17 protein-coding genes and 1 riboswitch are annotated in these 14,028 nt (G+C 67.2%); of the genes, 8 read left to right on the forward strand and 9 right to left on the reverse strand.

Annotated features, from left to right (window positions below; all coding sequences use genetic code 11):
* Window positions 1–20: 20 nt before the first annotated feature.
* Window positions 21–617, forward strand: coding sequence for a TetR/AcrR family transcriptional regulator (locus tag P0W64_RS05765; RefSeq protein WP_275479111.1), 597 nt, complete (start codon window positions 21–23; stop codon window positions 615–617).
* Window positions 618–868: 251 nt separating this feature from the next.
* Here the strand turns inward: P0W64_RS05765 and P0W64_RS05770 are convergent, their stop codons facing one another.
* The gene (locus P0W64_RS05770; protein WP_275479112.1) at window positions 869–1,054 is read right to left on the reverse strand and encodes a hypothetical protein; all 186 of its coding nucleotides are present in this window, start codon (window positions 1,052–1,054) and stop codon (window positions 869–871) included.
* 111 nt (window positions 1,055–1,165) lie between these two features.
* Here P0W64_RS05770 and P0W64_RS05775 point away from each other — a divergent pair, with 111 nt between their 5' ends.
* The 6 genes from P0W64_RS05775 (at window position 1,166) to P0W64_RS05800 (ending at window position 6,121) form a co-directional block, all read left to right on the forward strand.
* Entirely contained in the window at window positions 1,166–1,753 is a 588-nt protein-coding gene (locus P0W64_RS05775) for a TetR/AcrR family transcriptional regulator (protein WP_275479113.1), read from the forward strand.
* A 71-nt stretch (window positions 1,754–1,824) separates the two neighbouring features.
* A complete protein-coding gene (locus P0W64_RS05780) occupies window positions 1,825–2,919 on the forward strand; it encodes an FAD-dependent oxidoreductase (protein WP_275479114.1) in 1,095 nt (364 codons plus the stop codon).
* A gap of 157 nt (window positions 2,920–3,076) precedes the next feature.
* On the forward strand, window positions 3,077–4,438 hold the full coding sequence (locus P0W64_RS05785; protein WP_275479115.1) for a ClC family H(+)/Cl(-) exchange transporter: 1,362 nt from the start codon (window positions 3,077–3,079) through the stop codon (window positions 4,436–4,438).
* Between the two features lie 118 nt (window positions 4,439–4,556).
* Window positions 4,557–4,802 carry a hypothetical protein gene (locus P0W64_RS05790; protein ID WP_275479116.1) on the forward strand — a complete coding sequence of 82 codons (246 nt, stop codon included), beginning with the start codon at window positions 4,557–4,559 and terminating at the stop codon, window positions 4,800–4,802.
* A gap of 145 nt (window positions 4,803–4,947) precedes the next feature.
* A complete protein-coding gene (locus P0W64_RS05795) occupies window positions 4,948–5,556 on the forward strand; it encodes a TetR/AcrR family transcriptional regulator (protein WP_275479117.1) in 609 nt (202 codons plus the stop codon).
* A 94-nt stretch (window positions 5,557–5,650) separates the two neighbouring features.
* On the forward strand, window positions 5,651–6,121 hold the full coding sequence (locus P0W64_RS05800; RefSeq protein WP_275479118.1) for a hypothetical protein: 471 nt from the start codon (window positions 5,651–5,653) through the stop codon (window positions 6,119–6,121).
* On the opposite strand, the gene P0W64_RS05805 is transcribed toward P0W64_RS05800, so the two are convergent.
* Together P0W64_RS05805 and P0W64_RS05810 are read right to left on the reverse strand one after the other, a co-directional pair.
* Window positions 6,113–6,517, reverse strand: coding sequence for a hypothetical protein (locus tag P0W64_RS05805; protein WP_275479119.1), 405 nt, complete (start codon window positions 6,515–6,517; stop codon window positions 6,113–6,115). The two genes, P0W64_RS05800 and P0W64_RS05805, sit on opposite strands and share 9 nt — an antisense overlap.
* Complete coding sequence (locus P0W64_RS05810) at window positions 6,514–8,676, reverse strand: MMPL family transporter (RefSeq protein WP_275479120.1); 2,163 nt, start codon at window positions 8,674–8,676, stop codon at window positions 6,514–6,516. Before P0W64_RS05810 ends, P0W64_RS05805 begins: the two co-directional genes overlap by 4 nt.
* Before the next feature lie 110 nt (window positions 8,677–8,786).
* On the opposite strand from P0W64_RS05810, the gene P0W64_RS05815 reads away from it, so the two are divergent.
* The gene (locus tag P0W64_RS05815) at window positions 8,787–9,452 is read left to right on the forward strand and encodes a MerR family transcriptional regulator (RefSeq protein ID WP_275479121.1); all 666 of its coding nucleotides are present in this window, start codon (window positions 8,787–8,789) and stop codon (window positions 9,450–9,452) included.
* Between the two features lie 14 nt (window positions 9,453–9,466).
* Here P0W64_RS05815 and P0W64_RS05820 read toward each other — a convergent pair whose 3' ends face one another.
* From P0W64_RS05820 to P0W64_RS05845, 6 genes are all read right to left on the reverse strand, one after another.
* Window positions 9,467–9,847 carry a hypothetical protein gene (locus P0W64_RS05820; protein ID WP_275479122.1) on the reverse strand — a complete coding sequence of 127 codons (381 nt, stop codon included), beginning with the start codon at window positions 9,845–9,847 and terminating at the stop codon, window positions 9,467–9,469.
* Complete coding sequence (locus P0W64_RS05825) at window positions 9,834–10,823, reverse strand: bile acid:sodium symporter family protein (protein ID WP_275479123.1); 990 nt, start codon at window positions 10,821–10,823, stop codon at window positions 9,834–9,836. Before P0W64_RS05825 ends, P0W64_RS05820 begins: the two co-directional genes overlap by 14 nt.
* A gap of 57 nt (window positions 10,824–10,880) precedes the next feature.
* Window positions 10,881–12,125: a DUF6596 domain-containing protein gene (locus tag P0W64_RS05830; RefSeq protein WP_275479124.1), complete on the reverse strand. Its 1,245-nt coding sequence runs from the start codon at window positions 12,123–12,125 to the stop codon at window positions 10,881–10,883.
* Window positions 12,122–12,445, reverse strand: a complete 324-nt coding sequence (locus P0W64_RS05835) for a YciI family protein (RefSeq protein WP_275479125.1) — start codon at window positions 12,443–12,445, stop codon at window positions 12,122–12,124. Before P0W64_RS05835 ends, P0W64_RS05830 begins: the two co-directional genes overlap by 4 nt.
* An 89-nt stretch (window positions 12,446–12,534) precedes the next feature.
* Entirely contained in the window at window positions 12,535–13,359 is an 825-nt protein-coding gene (locus P0W64_RS05840; protein WP_275479126.1) for a bifunctional 5,10-methylenetetrahydrofolate dehydrogenase/5,10-methenyltetrahydrofolate cyclohydrolase, read from the reverse strand.
* Between the two features lie 15 nt (window positions 13,360–13,374).
* Window positions 13,375–13,460: riboswitch (ZMP/ZTP riboswitch) on the reverse strand.
* A gap of 370 nt (window positions 13,461–13,830) precedes the next feature.
* A complete protein-coding gene (locus P0W64_RS05845; protein WP_275479127.1) occupies window positions 13,831–13,992 on the reverse strand; it encodes a DivIVA domain-containing protein in 162 nt (53 codons plus the stop codon).
* Between the last annotated feature and the right edge of the window lie 36 nt (window positions 13,993–14,028).

Genomic DNA, 14,028 nt, shown 5'->3' on the forward strand with positions numbered 1-14,028 from the left:
AAGATCGGAGAGGGGTGCCGATGCCGAAACAGGTCGATCACCGGGAGCGACGTGAGGACATCGCGCGCGCGCTGTGGCGCGTGGTGGATCAGCGCGGCGTCCTGCGGCTGAGCCTGCGCGAGGTGGCGAGGGAGGCCGGGATGTCGCACGGCCAGCTGCAGCACTACTTCGCCTCCCGGCGGGAACTGCTCACCTTCGCCATGGACTTCGCCGCCGAACAGACATCGATGCGCGTGACGCGGGGACTGGCGCGCCTCGGCGCCGATCCACACCCGCGCGATGTCCTGCGGCTCACGCTGGTCGAGATGCTGCCCCTGCACGAGGACTCGCGTGCCACCAGCCGGATGAGCGCTGCCTACGTCCTCGAGGCGCTACACGACGACGCCATCCGCGCCCGCACACGGGACGGGATGCTGCAAGGTCGCGCGCAGATCGAGGAACTCATCCGGCAGGCGATCGCCGACGAGCGGATCGCAGCCGACCGCACACCGTCGACCGAAACGGACCGGGTGCTCGCGCTCACCGGACTGACTCCCCTGCTCGAGCTGGGAGTCGTCAACCCCGACGCCGCACTCGCAGCGATCGACCAGCACCTCGACGACCTGTTCGTCGACTAAGACGCCTGGTACCGGGTGGCATTCTTGTCCCTTGAGCCCGCAGGGCCCATCGACCACCGCGAATCCGCTGCCGTCGCGTGACTGACGGGTCGGTGCTGCGCCACCCACGGATCGGTGACCCGTCGGGCCGGTGATCGTCAGACGAGCGCGGAGGCGCTCGTCTCTGCTCGCAGATGCTCGGGCTCCTCCCTCCACCGGGACGTTCCAAGACCACGAAACGACCAGGGAGAAGCTATGCCTGTCAAAGACATTCAGATCGCGATGACCGATGGCACCTGCGATGCTGTCATCGCCGCTCCGCCGGACGGGACAGTCCGCGTGGCGGTATTGATGTACCCGGCTGCGTAGCCGACGGGGCAACGTATCTCGACTACCTTGCCGCTCGCCCCGACGTGATCGGAAGGCCCGTCGCTGTTGTGTGGGGGGGGGTACGGCATCGGCGGACTCCTCGCTCTGCAGACTGCTGTCACCTTCCGGGATCGGGGGTACGACCTCGCCGCCCCTGCGACCTTGACACGGCCCTCCGCGTGCCACTAGCGTCACTGAACATGTTCGATGAACAGGTTCAGTCAAGTCGCGACAGGCAGCGCGAGCAGACCCGGGCACGGATCATCGACACCGCGCAGCGCTTGTTCACGGAGCACGGCTTCCAAGCGACGACGATCCGGAGGATCGCCGAAACCGCCGGGGTGAGCGTCGGGAGTGTGATGGCGGTCGGCGATAAGGATTCGCTGCTACTGATCGCATTCGATCGGTGGATCGGCGACGTCCACGAGAAGCGCGCGGCAGCCGGTCTGGAGCCGGCGGACGATCCGGTTCGCGGCATCGGCGACGTGGTGCAGCCCTTCCTGGAGTTGTTCTCCTCCAACGCGGCGCTCGCCCGCGAATACGGTGCCATCCTCGCGCGCGGAACCCACGACACCGCGGTGTTCGGCGATTTGGCGGTCGCGCTGACGGGCGAGTTCGAGCAGGTCGTCCGCGCTGCGGGGCTGGGCGATCGAGCGCCCGCGGTGGCTCGGGTCCTCTATTACAGCTACCTGGGGCTGTTGCGTTCGGCGTCCGTCGGCGGCCTGGACCCGATGATCGTCCGCGCAGGACTGGAGGACGTCGCCGAAACCGTTCTACGTGGAACCTGAGACACCACCGCCGGATATCCCCGTGTCTGGCGTCGATGTAGCCGAGCGTCAACAACGTATTAGGAGTGGTCATGAGAGTAGTGGTCGTGGGTGCCGGTTATGCCGGGACCATTGCAGCGAACCGACTGGCGAAGAAGCTCGACGATGCACAGATCATCGTGGTCAACCCGCGCGCCGAATTCGTCGAGCGAGTACGGCTGCACCAGCAGATCGCCGGAAGTGGATCCGCGACAACGCCATTGGCTGACATGCTGTGTGAGGGCATCGATGTGCATGTGGGCTCCGTCGACAAGATCGGCGATGGCGAAGTCAGCCTCGACGACGGCACGAGTCTCGGGTTCGACCACCTGATCGTCGCCGTCGGTAGCACGGTCACACCGCTGCCCGGTGCCGTCGCCGTCGGCACCTTCGAGGGTGCGCAGCTGGCTCGGGCCCGGTTGCTCGACCTGCCCGCCGACGCGGTGGTCACCGTTATCGGTGGCGGCCCTACGGGAATCGAGACCGCGACCGAGATCGCAGAGGCGCGCCCGGACCTACAGATCCGGATCGTGGCCGCCACACTCGCCGCTACGTTGTCGCCGGGCGCGCAACGGCGTGTTCGTGCCGACCTCGAGCAGATGAACATACAGGTAGTCGAGGATGTGGTCCGCGAGATACGCACAGCCGGAACATCGTTCGGTGGCGCGGTTGTTCTGCAGTCGGGGGTCGAAGTCCCCTCGGACCTCGTTCTGTGGGCCATCGTGGCCAGTGTGCCGGAACTGGCAGCGCGCAGCGGCTTGCAGGTCGATACACACGGCCGCGCCGTGGTCGACGAACACCTCCGCAGCGTCACCGACCCACGAATCTTCGTCGTCGGTGACTGCGCAGCGGTCCCCGGCGCACGATTCGCCTGCGCCACAGCCACTCCCCAAGGCGCGCATGCGGCCAAGACGCTGATACGAATGACCAAAGGCCGTAGTATCAAAGGATTCTCGATGGGATATGCGGGACAGGCACTCAGCTTAGGACGGCGTAAGGGGCTGCTACAGGCGTGCCGTCGCGACGACACACCTAGGCGCATCTTCATCTCCGGTCGCATCGGCGCCATGAGCAAGGAATCGATCAACCGCTACGCCAAGTACGGCTCCCGCACCGCGAATTACGCCTGGCTGCCGGGGCCGAGATGACCGCCGGTCGTGGGGGGCCGTCGCCACGCGTTCGATGCGAATCGGTACATGTCCGGCCCTGATCTCGTGCGGTATCAGTGACGTGCGTCGGCCCTCTGCATAGACGGTGTGCGGCCCCAGGTGCGCGTGAGACCTTGTCGCGCGGTACAGATACAGGGTGGACATTCGATCGGATCGAGCGGGGCGGCTACTGCGCAGTGTCTTCACCGGGTGGCAGATGCCGACCCTGCGTCCCGTCGACGACGAGGGTGAGGGCGCCGAGAGTCTCATCGGATTCGTTTTGGCCGCAGCCGTTGTCGGCGCACTGACCGGGCTGGCGGCCGCCAGCTTTCGGATCCTGCTCGACCACGCCGCGACGTGGCGCAATGCGCTCGCGGCATGGTCGCATGGGAGCTGGTGGGGGCTGATCGTCATGGTGCTCGTCTGCACCCTGTGTGCCACCTGCGCGGCAGGTCTGGTCCGTCGGCTGGAGCCACATGCCGAGGGCAGTGGCATCCCGCGTGTCGAGGCCGTAGTGGCCGGGCGCGCCGAGCCCGGTCGGTTCCGGGTCCTCCCGATCAAGTACGTGGGCGGCCTGCTCTCGATCGGCTCGGGATTGGCTCTCGGCCGCGAAGGCCCCTCGGTGCAGATGGGTGGAACGATCGCGGTAATCGTCGCCGGTGCGACCCGCCGTCCCCTCGCCGATCTGCGAATCCTGGCCGCGGGTGGCGCCGCAGCCGGGCTGGCGACCGCGTTCAACGCCCCGATCGCGGGAGGCGTGTTCGTGTTGGAGGAGCTCGTGAAGCGGTTCGACCCGCGGACCACGATCGCGACCCTGGTGGCATCCGCGTCCGGTTTCGCGGCCGCCTACCCGTTCACCGGCTCCGAAACCGATTTCCACATGCCGCACCTTCATGATCCGCACATGACGAACGCAGGCTGGGTGCTCGCCGTCGGCCTCGCGGCAGGCGTGCTCGGCGTGCTCTACAACAAGGGGATCATGTTCGGCCTGCACGTAGCCGACACGAGCCGCCTGCCGACGGAGGTCCGCGCCGCTGCTATCGGCGCGGGGGTAGGGGTGCTCGTCTGGTGTGCGCCCGATCTCGCCGGCAGCGGCGACAACCTGACGCAGAGCGCGCTTCTCGGACACGGCACAGTCTGGGCTGTGATCGGAGCTCTGGCGCTCAGATTCGCCTTCGGTGTGGTCTCCTATGCCGCGTCCACGCCGGGCGGCCTGTTCGCACCGATGCTCGTCCTCGGCGCCGACATCGGCCTGATCGTCGGGCTCGTCGCGACACATGTCGCACCCCATACCGCGCCCGATCCCGCGGCGCTCGCCCTGATCGGCATGGCCGCGTTCTTCACCGCGAGCGTCCACGCACCCGTTACCGGCCTCATCCTCGCGACCGAGCTCACCGGAACGACGAATCAGCTGCCACCCATGCTCGGGGCCTGTGCCGTCGCCCTATTGGTCGCGCTCGCCCTCCGTTCCCGCCCGATCTACGACCTGCTGACGAATCGAGCCGCCGGCTCCGGGTGACCCGCGCCGGCTGGTCGGCCTATCGCGGTCGATGGAGCCACCATCGTGTCGGCGCCGATGGACAGCCTGTCCGGCCGGGCGGTGGCACACTGAGACGGTCGACGGAGGAGGTCGAAGAATGTCGGACGAGTCGGGAGCGGAGCGGCGGGGCGGGCGGCCGCGGGATTCGAAGCCGGGGGAGGTCCGCAAAGCGGACCTGACGGCGTACGGCCTGCTGTCGGGTGGTGGGCTCGGGGGTGTCGCTGCGGCGCACGGGGCGGCTCGGTCAGCCGAGGCCCGCACGGAGTACCACCGGCGCTGGCGATCGAAGGTCGCCGAGACCGACGGATTCTGGCGCAAGGCCAAAGCGATCATCATCGGGTAGCCGACACTCGCTGCTCCGCAGTGGAATCCGTGCCCGTGCGTAGCAGCACCGCGGCGAGCAGGTCTGGGCGCTGGAGTCCTCGTCGGCGTCGTTTGCAGAGTCTTGCTCTGTAAACGATTGATGGTCGGCGAGTATGCTCCCCCTCATGAATGAGGTCAAGCCCCGTCGTCGCGACATCAGCAAGGCTCTGACCCGTGCGGCGATGCTGGACGCAGCGCGAACACTGTTTGCCACCAAGGGATTCGATGCCACGTCCATCGACGACATCGCGCGGGCCTCGGAATCCAGTAACGGAGCCGTCTACCACCACTTCCGGGACAAGCAGCAGATCTTCGCCGATGTCTTCCGCGACAGCCAGGCAGCTATCCTGCAGGCATCTGTGGCGGATATGCCGACCGATACCACCGCGTGGGAACGGGTCGAGTTCGCGACGCGTGCGTTCCTCCGCGGCTACGTCTCGGACACCGAGGCGCGTGCCCTTCTCGGCCAGGCGATCGGCGTGCTCGGCTGGGATCGGGTCCACCGGATCGATGAGGAGATGTCGCTGCCACTGATCCGGGCCGGGCTCGCAGAGGCGGTGACCACGGGGGAAGCCACGTCCGTGCCCGTCGACGCTGCCGCCGACCTGTTGATCTCCGTCTACTGCAGCGCGATTCTCATCATCGCCGCGCGGCCGGATCCCGATCAGGCCGCCGCAGAGGTCGAGACGGTTCTCTTCGCTCTCCTGTCGGGACTTCGGACGAAGCCCCACTGAGTCTTGGCCGTGCAGATGGGCTGCCACGATCGATCGGTATCGGAGCAGTGGCCAATGGGTATTCGGGCAGTGATCGACACTGAGGAGGATTCGCATGTTGCGGAGCGTGGCCGTGGTCTTCGGCGGCTACTCGATGGTCATGTTGGAGATCGATCGGCGACTACAGCGCACGGGCGGGCCGGGGATCATCGGATTCGAGCTGGCCGGCGACGATGCACCTACCGTCCTGGCGCAGTGGGGCGAGGACGGCAGACGGTTGGCGAGACTGTCCCTGCGGCTGGACTTCGGGTATATGGCGTCCTACGGCGCGCTCACCGCGCTACTGCTCGGGCGTGCGCGGCGTCGGCTGGGCCATGGGACCTCGGTGCAGGCACTGGTGGCGGCCGCGGTCGCGTGCGATGCCGTCGAGGGAGTGGCACTGCTGAGCACGCTCGACGGTCACCGATCCTGCGCGCCGCTTGCCCGCCGCGCCGCGCTCACCAAATTCGCCCTTATCGCAGCCTGTCTCGGCTACGCGGGATCGTCCGCAATCGTTCACCGAATATCTCCTGCGTGCCTACGGTAAGGCCGACCGACGTGGTCGAAAGGGCCGAGCGGACGCGAGTCTCGTCAATGCGAGACAGGCGGTCGCGGTAGGCAGTTCCAATCCGAGAGCCATACCGATCGCGGTCGTTCGGTACGCCGCGCTCGACGTCGCCACATCCAATAATGCGTCGACGCAGAGCAATAGGGCCAGCGCGATCAGTAGCCGCCTGCGACGATTGGTCCGGTCCGTGGCGACCGCGTGCGCGCAGCCCGCGAGTGACGCCACGATCGTCGCGTCGTAGCAGCCCCACACCATCGCCGGAACCCAATGCCCGTCGATGATCATCGTCACTACCATTCCGACAGCCCAGACCGCTGCCGCGACAGAGCCGATCGCGAAGGTACCGACCTCGATGGCGCGCCGACCGCTGGTCATGCCGCCACACCCGGACGGTCCCGACGGTTCCGCCGTGCCCACCATCGAGCCAGCACCGGAGGCGACCACCAGGCATGCCGGCCGAGCAGCTTCATGGTCGCCGGTACCAATAGGCCCCGAACGATGGTCGCGTCCACAGCAACCGCTATGACGAGGCCCACGCCGATCATCTTCATGAATACGATGCCGGAGAACAGGAACCCGAACACCACGAGCACGAAAAGCATTGCTGCGCTGGTTATGACACCCGCCGTGCGGTCGACGCCTAGCGCGATGGATTCGTCGACGCTGCCGGTGCGCTCCCATTGCTCTCTGATCCGGGACAGGAGGAAGACCTCGTAGTCCATCGCGAGCCCGAAGGCGATCGCAACGATGAGGACGGGGAAGTTCACGTCGACCGCCCCGATAGGCAGGAAATGGAGCGGCCCCGACAGCCAGCCGTCCTGGAAGATCAGTTTGATCGCGCCGAACGAGGCCGATAGGGACAACAGGTTGAACAGCACGGACTTGAGGGGCAGTATCACCGAGCCGAAGGCGAGGAACATCAGCACGAACGAGACCACCAGCACCGCGACGCCCATGGCCGGCAAGCGGGATTCGACCATGTGCACCATGTCGACGCGCGATGCGGGCATGTTCGTCATCAGCGTCTCGGCTCCCGGCGGCGGAGGCACTGCGCGAACGTCGTGCACCATGTCTCGCGCTTCGCGCGACATCGCGTCCATCCGGTAGCGCACCACCACCCTTGCCAGATCGCCGGGGCCGCCGTCGGCCGGCGCGATCGAGGTGCCGCTCACGCCTGGCACGGCCGCCACATCTCGGGCGTAGTCGTCCAGATCCTGTGGGGCGAGGTGCGTGCCGCGGCCGTCGACGACGACGGTGGCGACCTTGATGGGGTTCTGCGCGAATGCATGGTCGAGGGTCGAGGTGACTACGCGCGCATCGGAACCGGCGGGAAGGACCCACTCGGCGGGCCGAGCCCAGTTCGCGCCGAGGATGGGCGAACCGAGCATGAGCAGAACGATCACGATGCCGACGGTCGCCAGGACAGGTCTGCGCATCACGGCCGTCGCGACCCGATACCAGCCGCCGCGGCCACGCCGTCTGGTCGCCGGCGAAGGGTTGTGGATCCCGAGTGATGGCAGACGGAGAGCGTTGATCCTGTGTCCTGCGAATCGCAGGATCGCCGGAAGCGCCGTCAACGATCCGATCACTGCGCTCAGGACCACCACGACGCCGGAATATCCCACCGATACAAGGAATCTCGATGGGTAGACGAGTAGACATGCGATCACGGCGGCAACTGTGACGCCGGCATAGGCGATGGTGCGGCCGGCTGTGGCGGTCGTGCGTGCAACGGCGTCGTCGATCGACGCACCGCCGGCGAGTTCCTCGCGAAATCGGGTGACCATGAGAAGGCTGTAGTCGATGGCCAGGCCGAGCCCCAGCATGGTGACGACGTTGATCGCGAAGGTGGAGATGTCTACGAACGATGTGATGACGCGCAGCACAGCGAAGGAACCGAGTGTAACGACGCCGCCGATCGCCAGCGGGACGATCGCCGCGACGGCGCTCCGGAAGACGAACAGCAGGAAGATCAGCAGCAGGGGTATCGAAATCGACTCGGCGACTGCAATATCCCGGTTGGTGAGGCGGTTGACCTGCTCGGTCATCGGCGTGACGCCGCCGAACCTCGTCTGCAGGCCGTCTGCGCGTAGGGCATCGCGGATCGTCTTGAACTGGGAGACCCGTCCCTGGTCGTCGTGCGCGGGCATCCGTACGGTCACGTAAGTGGCGTGCCGGTCGCCTGATACGAATGCCGGGTCATGGGTGCTCCAGAAGCTGGCGATCGATTCGGCCGCGCCCGCCGGGATCGACGACACCGCCTGTTGTACAGCGCGTGCGTACGACGGGTCGTCGATAGTCTTGTCCGGGCTGCTGTACAGGACGACCACGTCGGGGGCGTAACGGTGCAACGGTCCTTCCAGTAGGGCGTCCGCCCGGGCCGAATCGCTGTGTGGATCATCGAAACCTGCTCCGCTGGAGAATGATCCGAATACTCCTGTTCCCCATGTCGCGGCGAAGCTCATGAAGACGAGGGTGCCGATGAGGACCCACCAACGTCTGCGTGTCGTGAATCTGCCGAGTGCTTCGAACATCGTGGGCTCTCTGTCGGTCGAATACGGATAGTGAGACTATCTGTTACGGATAGTGTTACTATCAGTTCCGTCGGAATGCAAGCCCCCGAATGCGAAGCCGGAAGGAAGATATGCGCATCGCCGAGCTCTCGACGCGGACCGACACCTCGGTGCCGACGATCAAGTACTACTTGCGCGAGGGGCTCTTGTTCCCAGGTCGGCGCACGAGTCCCAATCAGGCGGTCTACGACGAGAGCCACGTCCGGCGATTGCGGCTCATCCGCGCCCTGCTCGACGTCGGCAATCTGTCGGTGGCCGCTACCAAGAGCCTCCTCGAACAGATCGACACTCCGGGGTTGTCCGCACACTCCGCGATGGGGAAAGCCCAGTACGCACTCGCGCGTGACAGCGAACGTGACCGCACGCACGACGAGGCCTGGGGCCGGGCCGACGAGGAGGTCGCGGCCCTAGTCGATAGGCACGGTTGGTCCGTGAAGAATACGAACCCGTCGCAGGCGATGCTGACGGACATCGTCGCGACCCTGCACCGACTGGGCCATGAGCACCTGATCGACCTGCTCGACGTCTACGCCGACGCGGCGGCCACCGTCGCGCAGACGGAGGTCGCACGCGTGGGTCGGACGCGCAACGTCGATGAGCTGGCCGAGGGGGTGATAGTGGCGACCGTCGTCGGTGACGCGCTCTTCGCCGCACTGCGCCGACTGGCGCAGGAGGACGTCTCGCGCCGCATGTTCGGCGCCGAGGCGGATCGGACGCACGGAGAGTCCGGCCCGTGACCTGGCTGCCGCTCCTAGCGGAGCGCCGATGGTCCGATCACCTCGGCGCCCAGGGCGGTCACGCGGCTGCGTAATCCGCGGTCGGCGGTCACGACCACGCATCGTCGCCCCGAGTTCTCGGCGACCAGTTGGACGATGCGATCGTCGCCGGAACCACGGGCGCTCACGGTCGCGACGGTATCGCTCGGCTCGACACCGGAGGCCTGTCCCTCCACCACCATGACCACTTCGACAGGCGTGCCGGTGGATTCGATTCCATACTCGGCGAGTCCGGCGAGGCGATCGCGCAGCCGCTCGGTGAAGCCGCGACGGTCGCGCCACCAACCGTTGGGCGTCGACCCCACGACGTTGGCGGCATCGACGACGATGAGCGGTATGCAGCTACCGGGAGGCATTTGCGGGCTTTCCCGGATCGCGGAGAGGCCGTCGCGCCAGCCAGGCAGCGACGACGGCCCCGGAGACGTTGTGCCACAGTGAGAAAACGGCGGAAGGAAGCGCTGCCAGCGGGGAGAAGTGTGCCGTGGCCAGAGTTGCGGCAAGGCCGGAGTTCTGCATACCGACCTCGAAAGCCAGTGCACGCCGGGCCTTGTCGTCGAGGCCGCCCAGTCTTCCGGCCAGGTAGCCGAGACCCAGACCGAACCCGTTGTGCAGCACCACGGCGAGGAACACGATGCCGCCCGCCGCCGCTATCTTGTCGGCGCTGCCCGCCACTACGATCGCGACGATCAATGCGATCACCACGGCCGACGCCCACGGCAGGATGGGCAGCGTTCGGGCCACCAGGCGCCTCAAGAACACGCGGACCAGGACGCCGAGGATCACCGGCGCCAGCACCGTTTTCACGATATCTATCACCATCGAACCGGCGTCGATCGGGAGATACGAGCCTGCGAGGAGGAGCACCAGAAGCGGCGTGACGATCGGCGCGATCAATGTCGACACACTGGCCACCGCCACCGACAGCGCGACGTCACCCTTCGCCAGATATGCCATGACGTTCGAGGCGGTGCCCGATGGCGCACACCCCACGAGGATCACACCGACCGCGAGTTCCGGAGAGAGGCCCAGCCCATGCGCGATGAGCCATCCCGCCCCGGGCATGATGATGTAGTGCGCGAGGAGGCCGAGCGCGACGGCCCAGGGGCGCCTGAGTACCGACGCGAAGTCGGGCGGGGTCAGGGTGAGCCCCATGCAGAACATGATGACGCCCAGCAGATACGGCACATCAGGTGCGAGCGGCTTGAACGTCGACGGCGTCAGATACCCGGCGACGCCCGCTGCCAGCACGAGCAGTGGGAACACTGTGACCGCGGTACGCGCGAGTCGGTCCTCGGCTGCGGCAGTCGTCGAGGCGGAAGAAGAAGGCGACATCGTTCGATCCTCCCACTGCGGATACGCGTATTCATCACGGACTCGTCGACGGTGCCGTCATGCGCGCCCGTCCGTGCGGAGCTGGTCGCGGCGCCGGGTGAGGTGGGTGGTCTCGGCGGTGTTGCCAGCAGTCCTGATGGCGAGGTCATAAGCGGCGCGGGCCTCGCCGTTGCGACCCAGACGGCGCAACAGCTCGGCGCGCGTGGCGTGGTACGCGTGATAGTCCGCGAGGGGCTCGGCCAGCCCGTCGACGATGGTCAAAGCCGCATCGGCACCGTCGGTCTCGGCCACGGCGACGGCCCGGTTCAATGCGACCACGGGGGAGGTGTCGAGGCGGATGAGGCGGTCATAGAGGGCGACGATCTGCGACCAGTCGGTGTCGCGGCCATCGCGCGCGGACGTGTGCACGGCGTTGATCGCCGCCAGGACCTGATAACGCCCGGGCGGCTCGGCGCTGTCGAGTCGCTCGCGCACAAGGGCGTGACCCTCGGCGATGAGCGCACGATCCCACGCACCGCGGTCCTGTTCATCGAGGGCGACCAGCTCGCCCCCGGCCGAGACGCGCGCGTCGCGGCGGGCCTCGATGAGAAGCATCAGGGCGAGCAGCCCGGCCGCCTCACCGTCGTCGGGCAGGAGCTCGCGAACCAGGCGAGTGAGCCGGATCGCCTCGCCGGTGAGGTCCCGACGAAGCGGCGTGGTGTCCCGCCCGGTAGCCAGGTAGCCCTCGTTGAAGACGAGGAAGAGGACGACCAGCACACCGTCGATGCGGGCCGGGAGATCTTCGGCGGACGGTACGCGGTAGGGGATGCGCGCCGCCCTGACCTTCGCCTTGGCGCGGGTTATCCGCTGTCCCATAGTGCTTTCGGTCACGAGGAATGCCCTGGCGATCTCGGGTACTGTCAGACCGCCGACCATGCGCAACGTCAGTGCGAGCCGCGCGGGCATTGCCAGCGCCGGGTGACAGCAGGTGAAGATCAGCCGGAGCCGATCGTCATCGACGACGCCGAGGGTGTCCGGCGGGCAATCGTCGTACACGAGCCGTGCCGCCTCCTTGTGTCTGTCGTCGCGCTTACTCTCACGACGGATGCGGTCGATCGCTTTGCGTGTAGCAGTGGTGGTGAGCCAGGCACCGGGATTCGGTGGAACGCCGTCGTCGCGCCACCGTTCCACGGCGGTCGCGTAGGCCTCGGCGGCGGCCTCCTCAGCGATGTCCAGATCGCCGAACCGCCTGGCGAGGTTTGCGACGACCCGAGCCCACTCGTCGCGGAGGGCCCGGGTCACCGCGCCATCGACGTCGTTCATCGGAACGGGCGCACCTCGATCTTGCGGTCGCAGGCCTCCGACGCCTCGGCTGCGAGCCGCAGGACGACGTCCAGGTCGGGCGCCTCCCAGATCCACACGCCGGCGAGGTACTCCTTCGACTCCACGAACGGGCCGTCGGTGATGACCGGCCGCTCGCCGCGGTTATCGATCACCGTGGCGGAATCGGTCTCCGCGAGACCACCCGCGAAGACCCAGTATCCATCGGCGATCAGCCGTTCGTTGAATTCGCTGATGGCGGGCTGCCGGTCGGTTCGCCCGGGATCGGTCTTGTCGTCGATGACTGAAACCAGGTACTGCATGATGCGTTCTCCTCGTGTCGTGCGCTCCGCTCTCTCATGAGAGCCTCACCCCTACTACGAACGCGGACGTCCTGATCCGACAGATCTGCTCATCTGCTCTGCTTCTCCGCTGCGTCGACCGTCTGCGCGAGCAGCATCGCGATCGTCATCGGCCCGACTCCGCCCGGTACGGGCGTGAGGGCACCCGCCACCCCGGCTACATCGGGGGCCACGTCACCGGGAGTGAATCCGGCGTCGACGACCGCCGCACCCGGGCGCACCATGTCGGCGCCGACGAGGCCGGGACGCCCGGCGGCCACGATCAGGACTTCGGCGCGCCGGGCGTGCGCGGTGAGGTCCCGGGTGCGGGAGTGGCAGACGGTCACCGTGGCGTCTCGCGTAGTGAGCATCGCGGCGAGCGGCCTCCCTAGGATCGACGACCGTCCGACCACCGTTACGTCCGCGCCCGCAAGCGTGATGCCGTCGTGGTCGAGGAGCCGGATGATCCCGGCCGGCGTGCAACTGCGGTGACCGGGCTCGTCGAGCGCCGCGGCGGCGAACGATGCGGACGATGTCCCGTCGACGTCCTTCGCGGTGGGGATCGCATCGAACGCTACGCGCTCATCGATCGACGCCGGAAGCGGGTGTTGCAGCAGGACCCCGTGGATGCCGGGGTCTCGTCCGAGTCCCGTGAGCAGGTCCACCAGTTCCGCGGTGGCCGTCGTAGCGGGTAGGTGCACGTGACGGGAGGCGAGCCCGTAGTCGGCGCACCTCCGCTGTTTCATCTGTACGTACCTATGAGAGCCGGGGTCGTCGCCGACGAGGACGGTCGCGAGCGTCGGAGTGAACGGAAGAGCGATTGCACGCGTGCGGGTTTCATCGTTGAGGGCGGCCGCGAGATCGGATCCTCGCATGACCGTCGGGGTGTGGGACATAGAACCTCCTGGGCCGATGATCGCCCAGGCGCGCGGCACGGATGTTCCGAAAGGCCGCTCCCCGCAGGTGCTCCTGCTCAGCGCCAGTCACGGCCGCAGATCACACTACCCGTTGGCCGCCGGGGGCTATGGTTGGCGCCATGCCTCGGCTGGTCGCGCCCACGACGGAACTGCACGGTGCCTGGCTCGAGGCGCATGCGGAGTGGGGACCCGGTCTCCACGAGGACGGCTTCGGGCTCACGCCGAGCGACGAGGTCGAGTCGGAGGAAGGTTTCGCCGCGTGGGTGCAACGCATGTCGGCCGGGTCGGATCGGGTCACTTACAGGTGGATCGTGGAGGACGGGCGAGTATTCGGCGGCATCGCTCTGCGGCACGAGACCACAGAACGATCGAACGCTCAGGCGGCGTCTTCGAAGAGGTCCGGGCGACCGAGCACGGTCCCGCGCGACGGTACTGGATCGCGACCGGGGACTACCCCCGCTCGTAGCGGGCCAGCCGATCGTGCAGGTCGCGCATGGTCGCTTCGACGAGTTCGAGGAACGCGTCGACCTCCGTCTCGTTGTAGCCTCGCTTTCCGATCGGGGGCTTCGAGAATCGGACGGCACGGACGTCGTCGGGCGTCAGCTCGGTCATGGCGTAGAGGGTATCGGCCGCGCGATGTGCGCGGGT

Source organism: Tsukamurella sp. 8F (assembly GCF_029167375.1).
Classification (GTDB): Bacteria; Actinomycetota; Actinomycetes; order Mycobacteriales; family Mycobacteriaceae; genus Tsukamurella.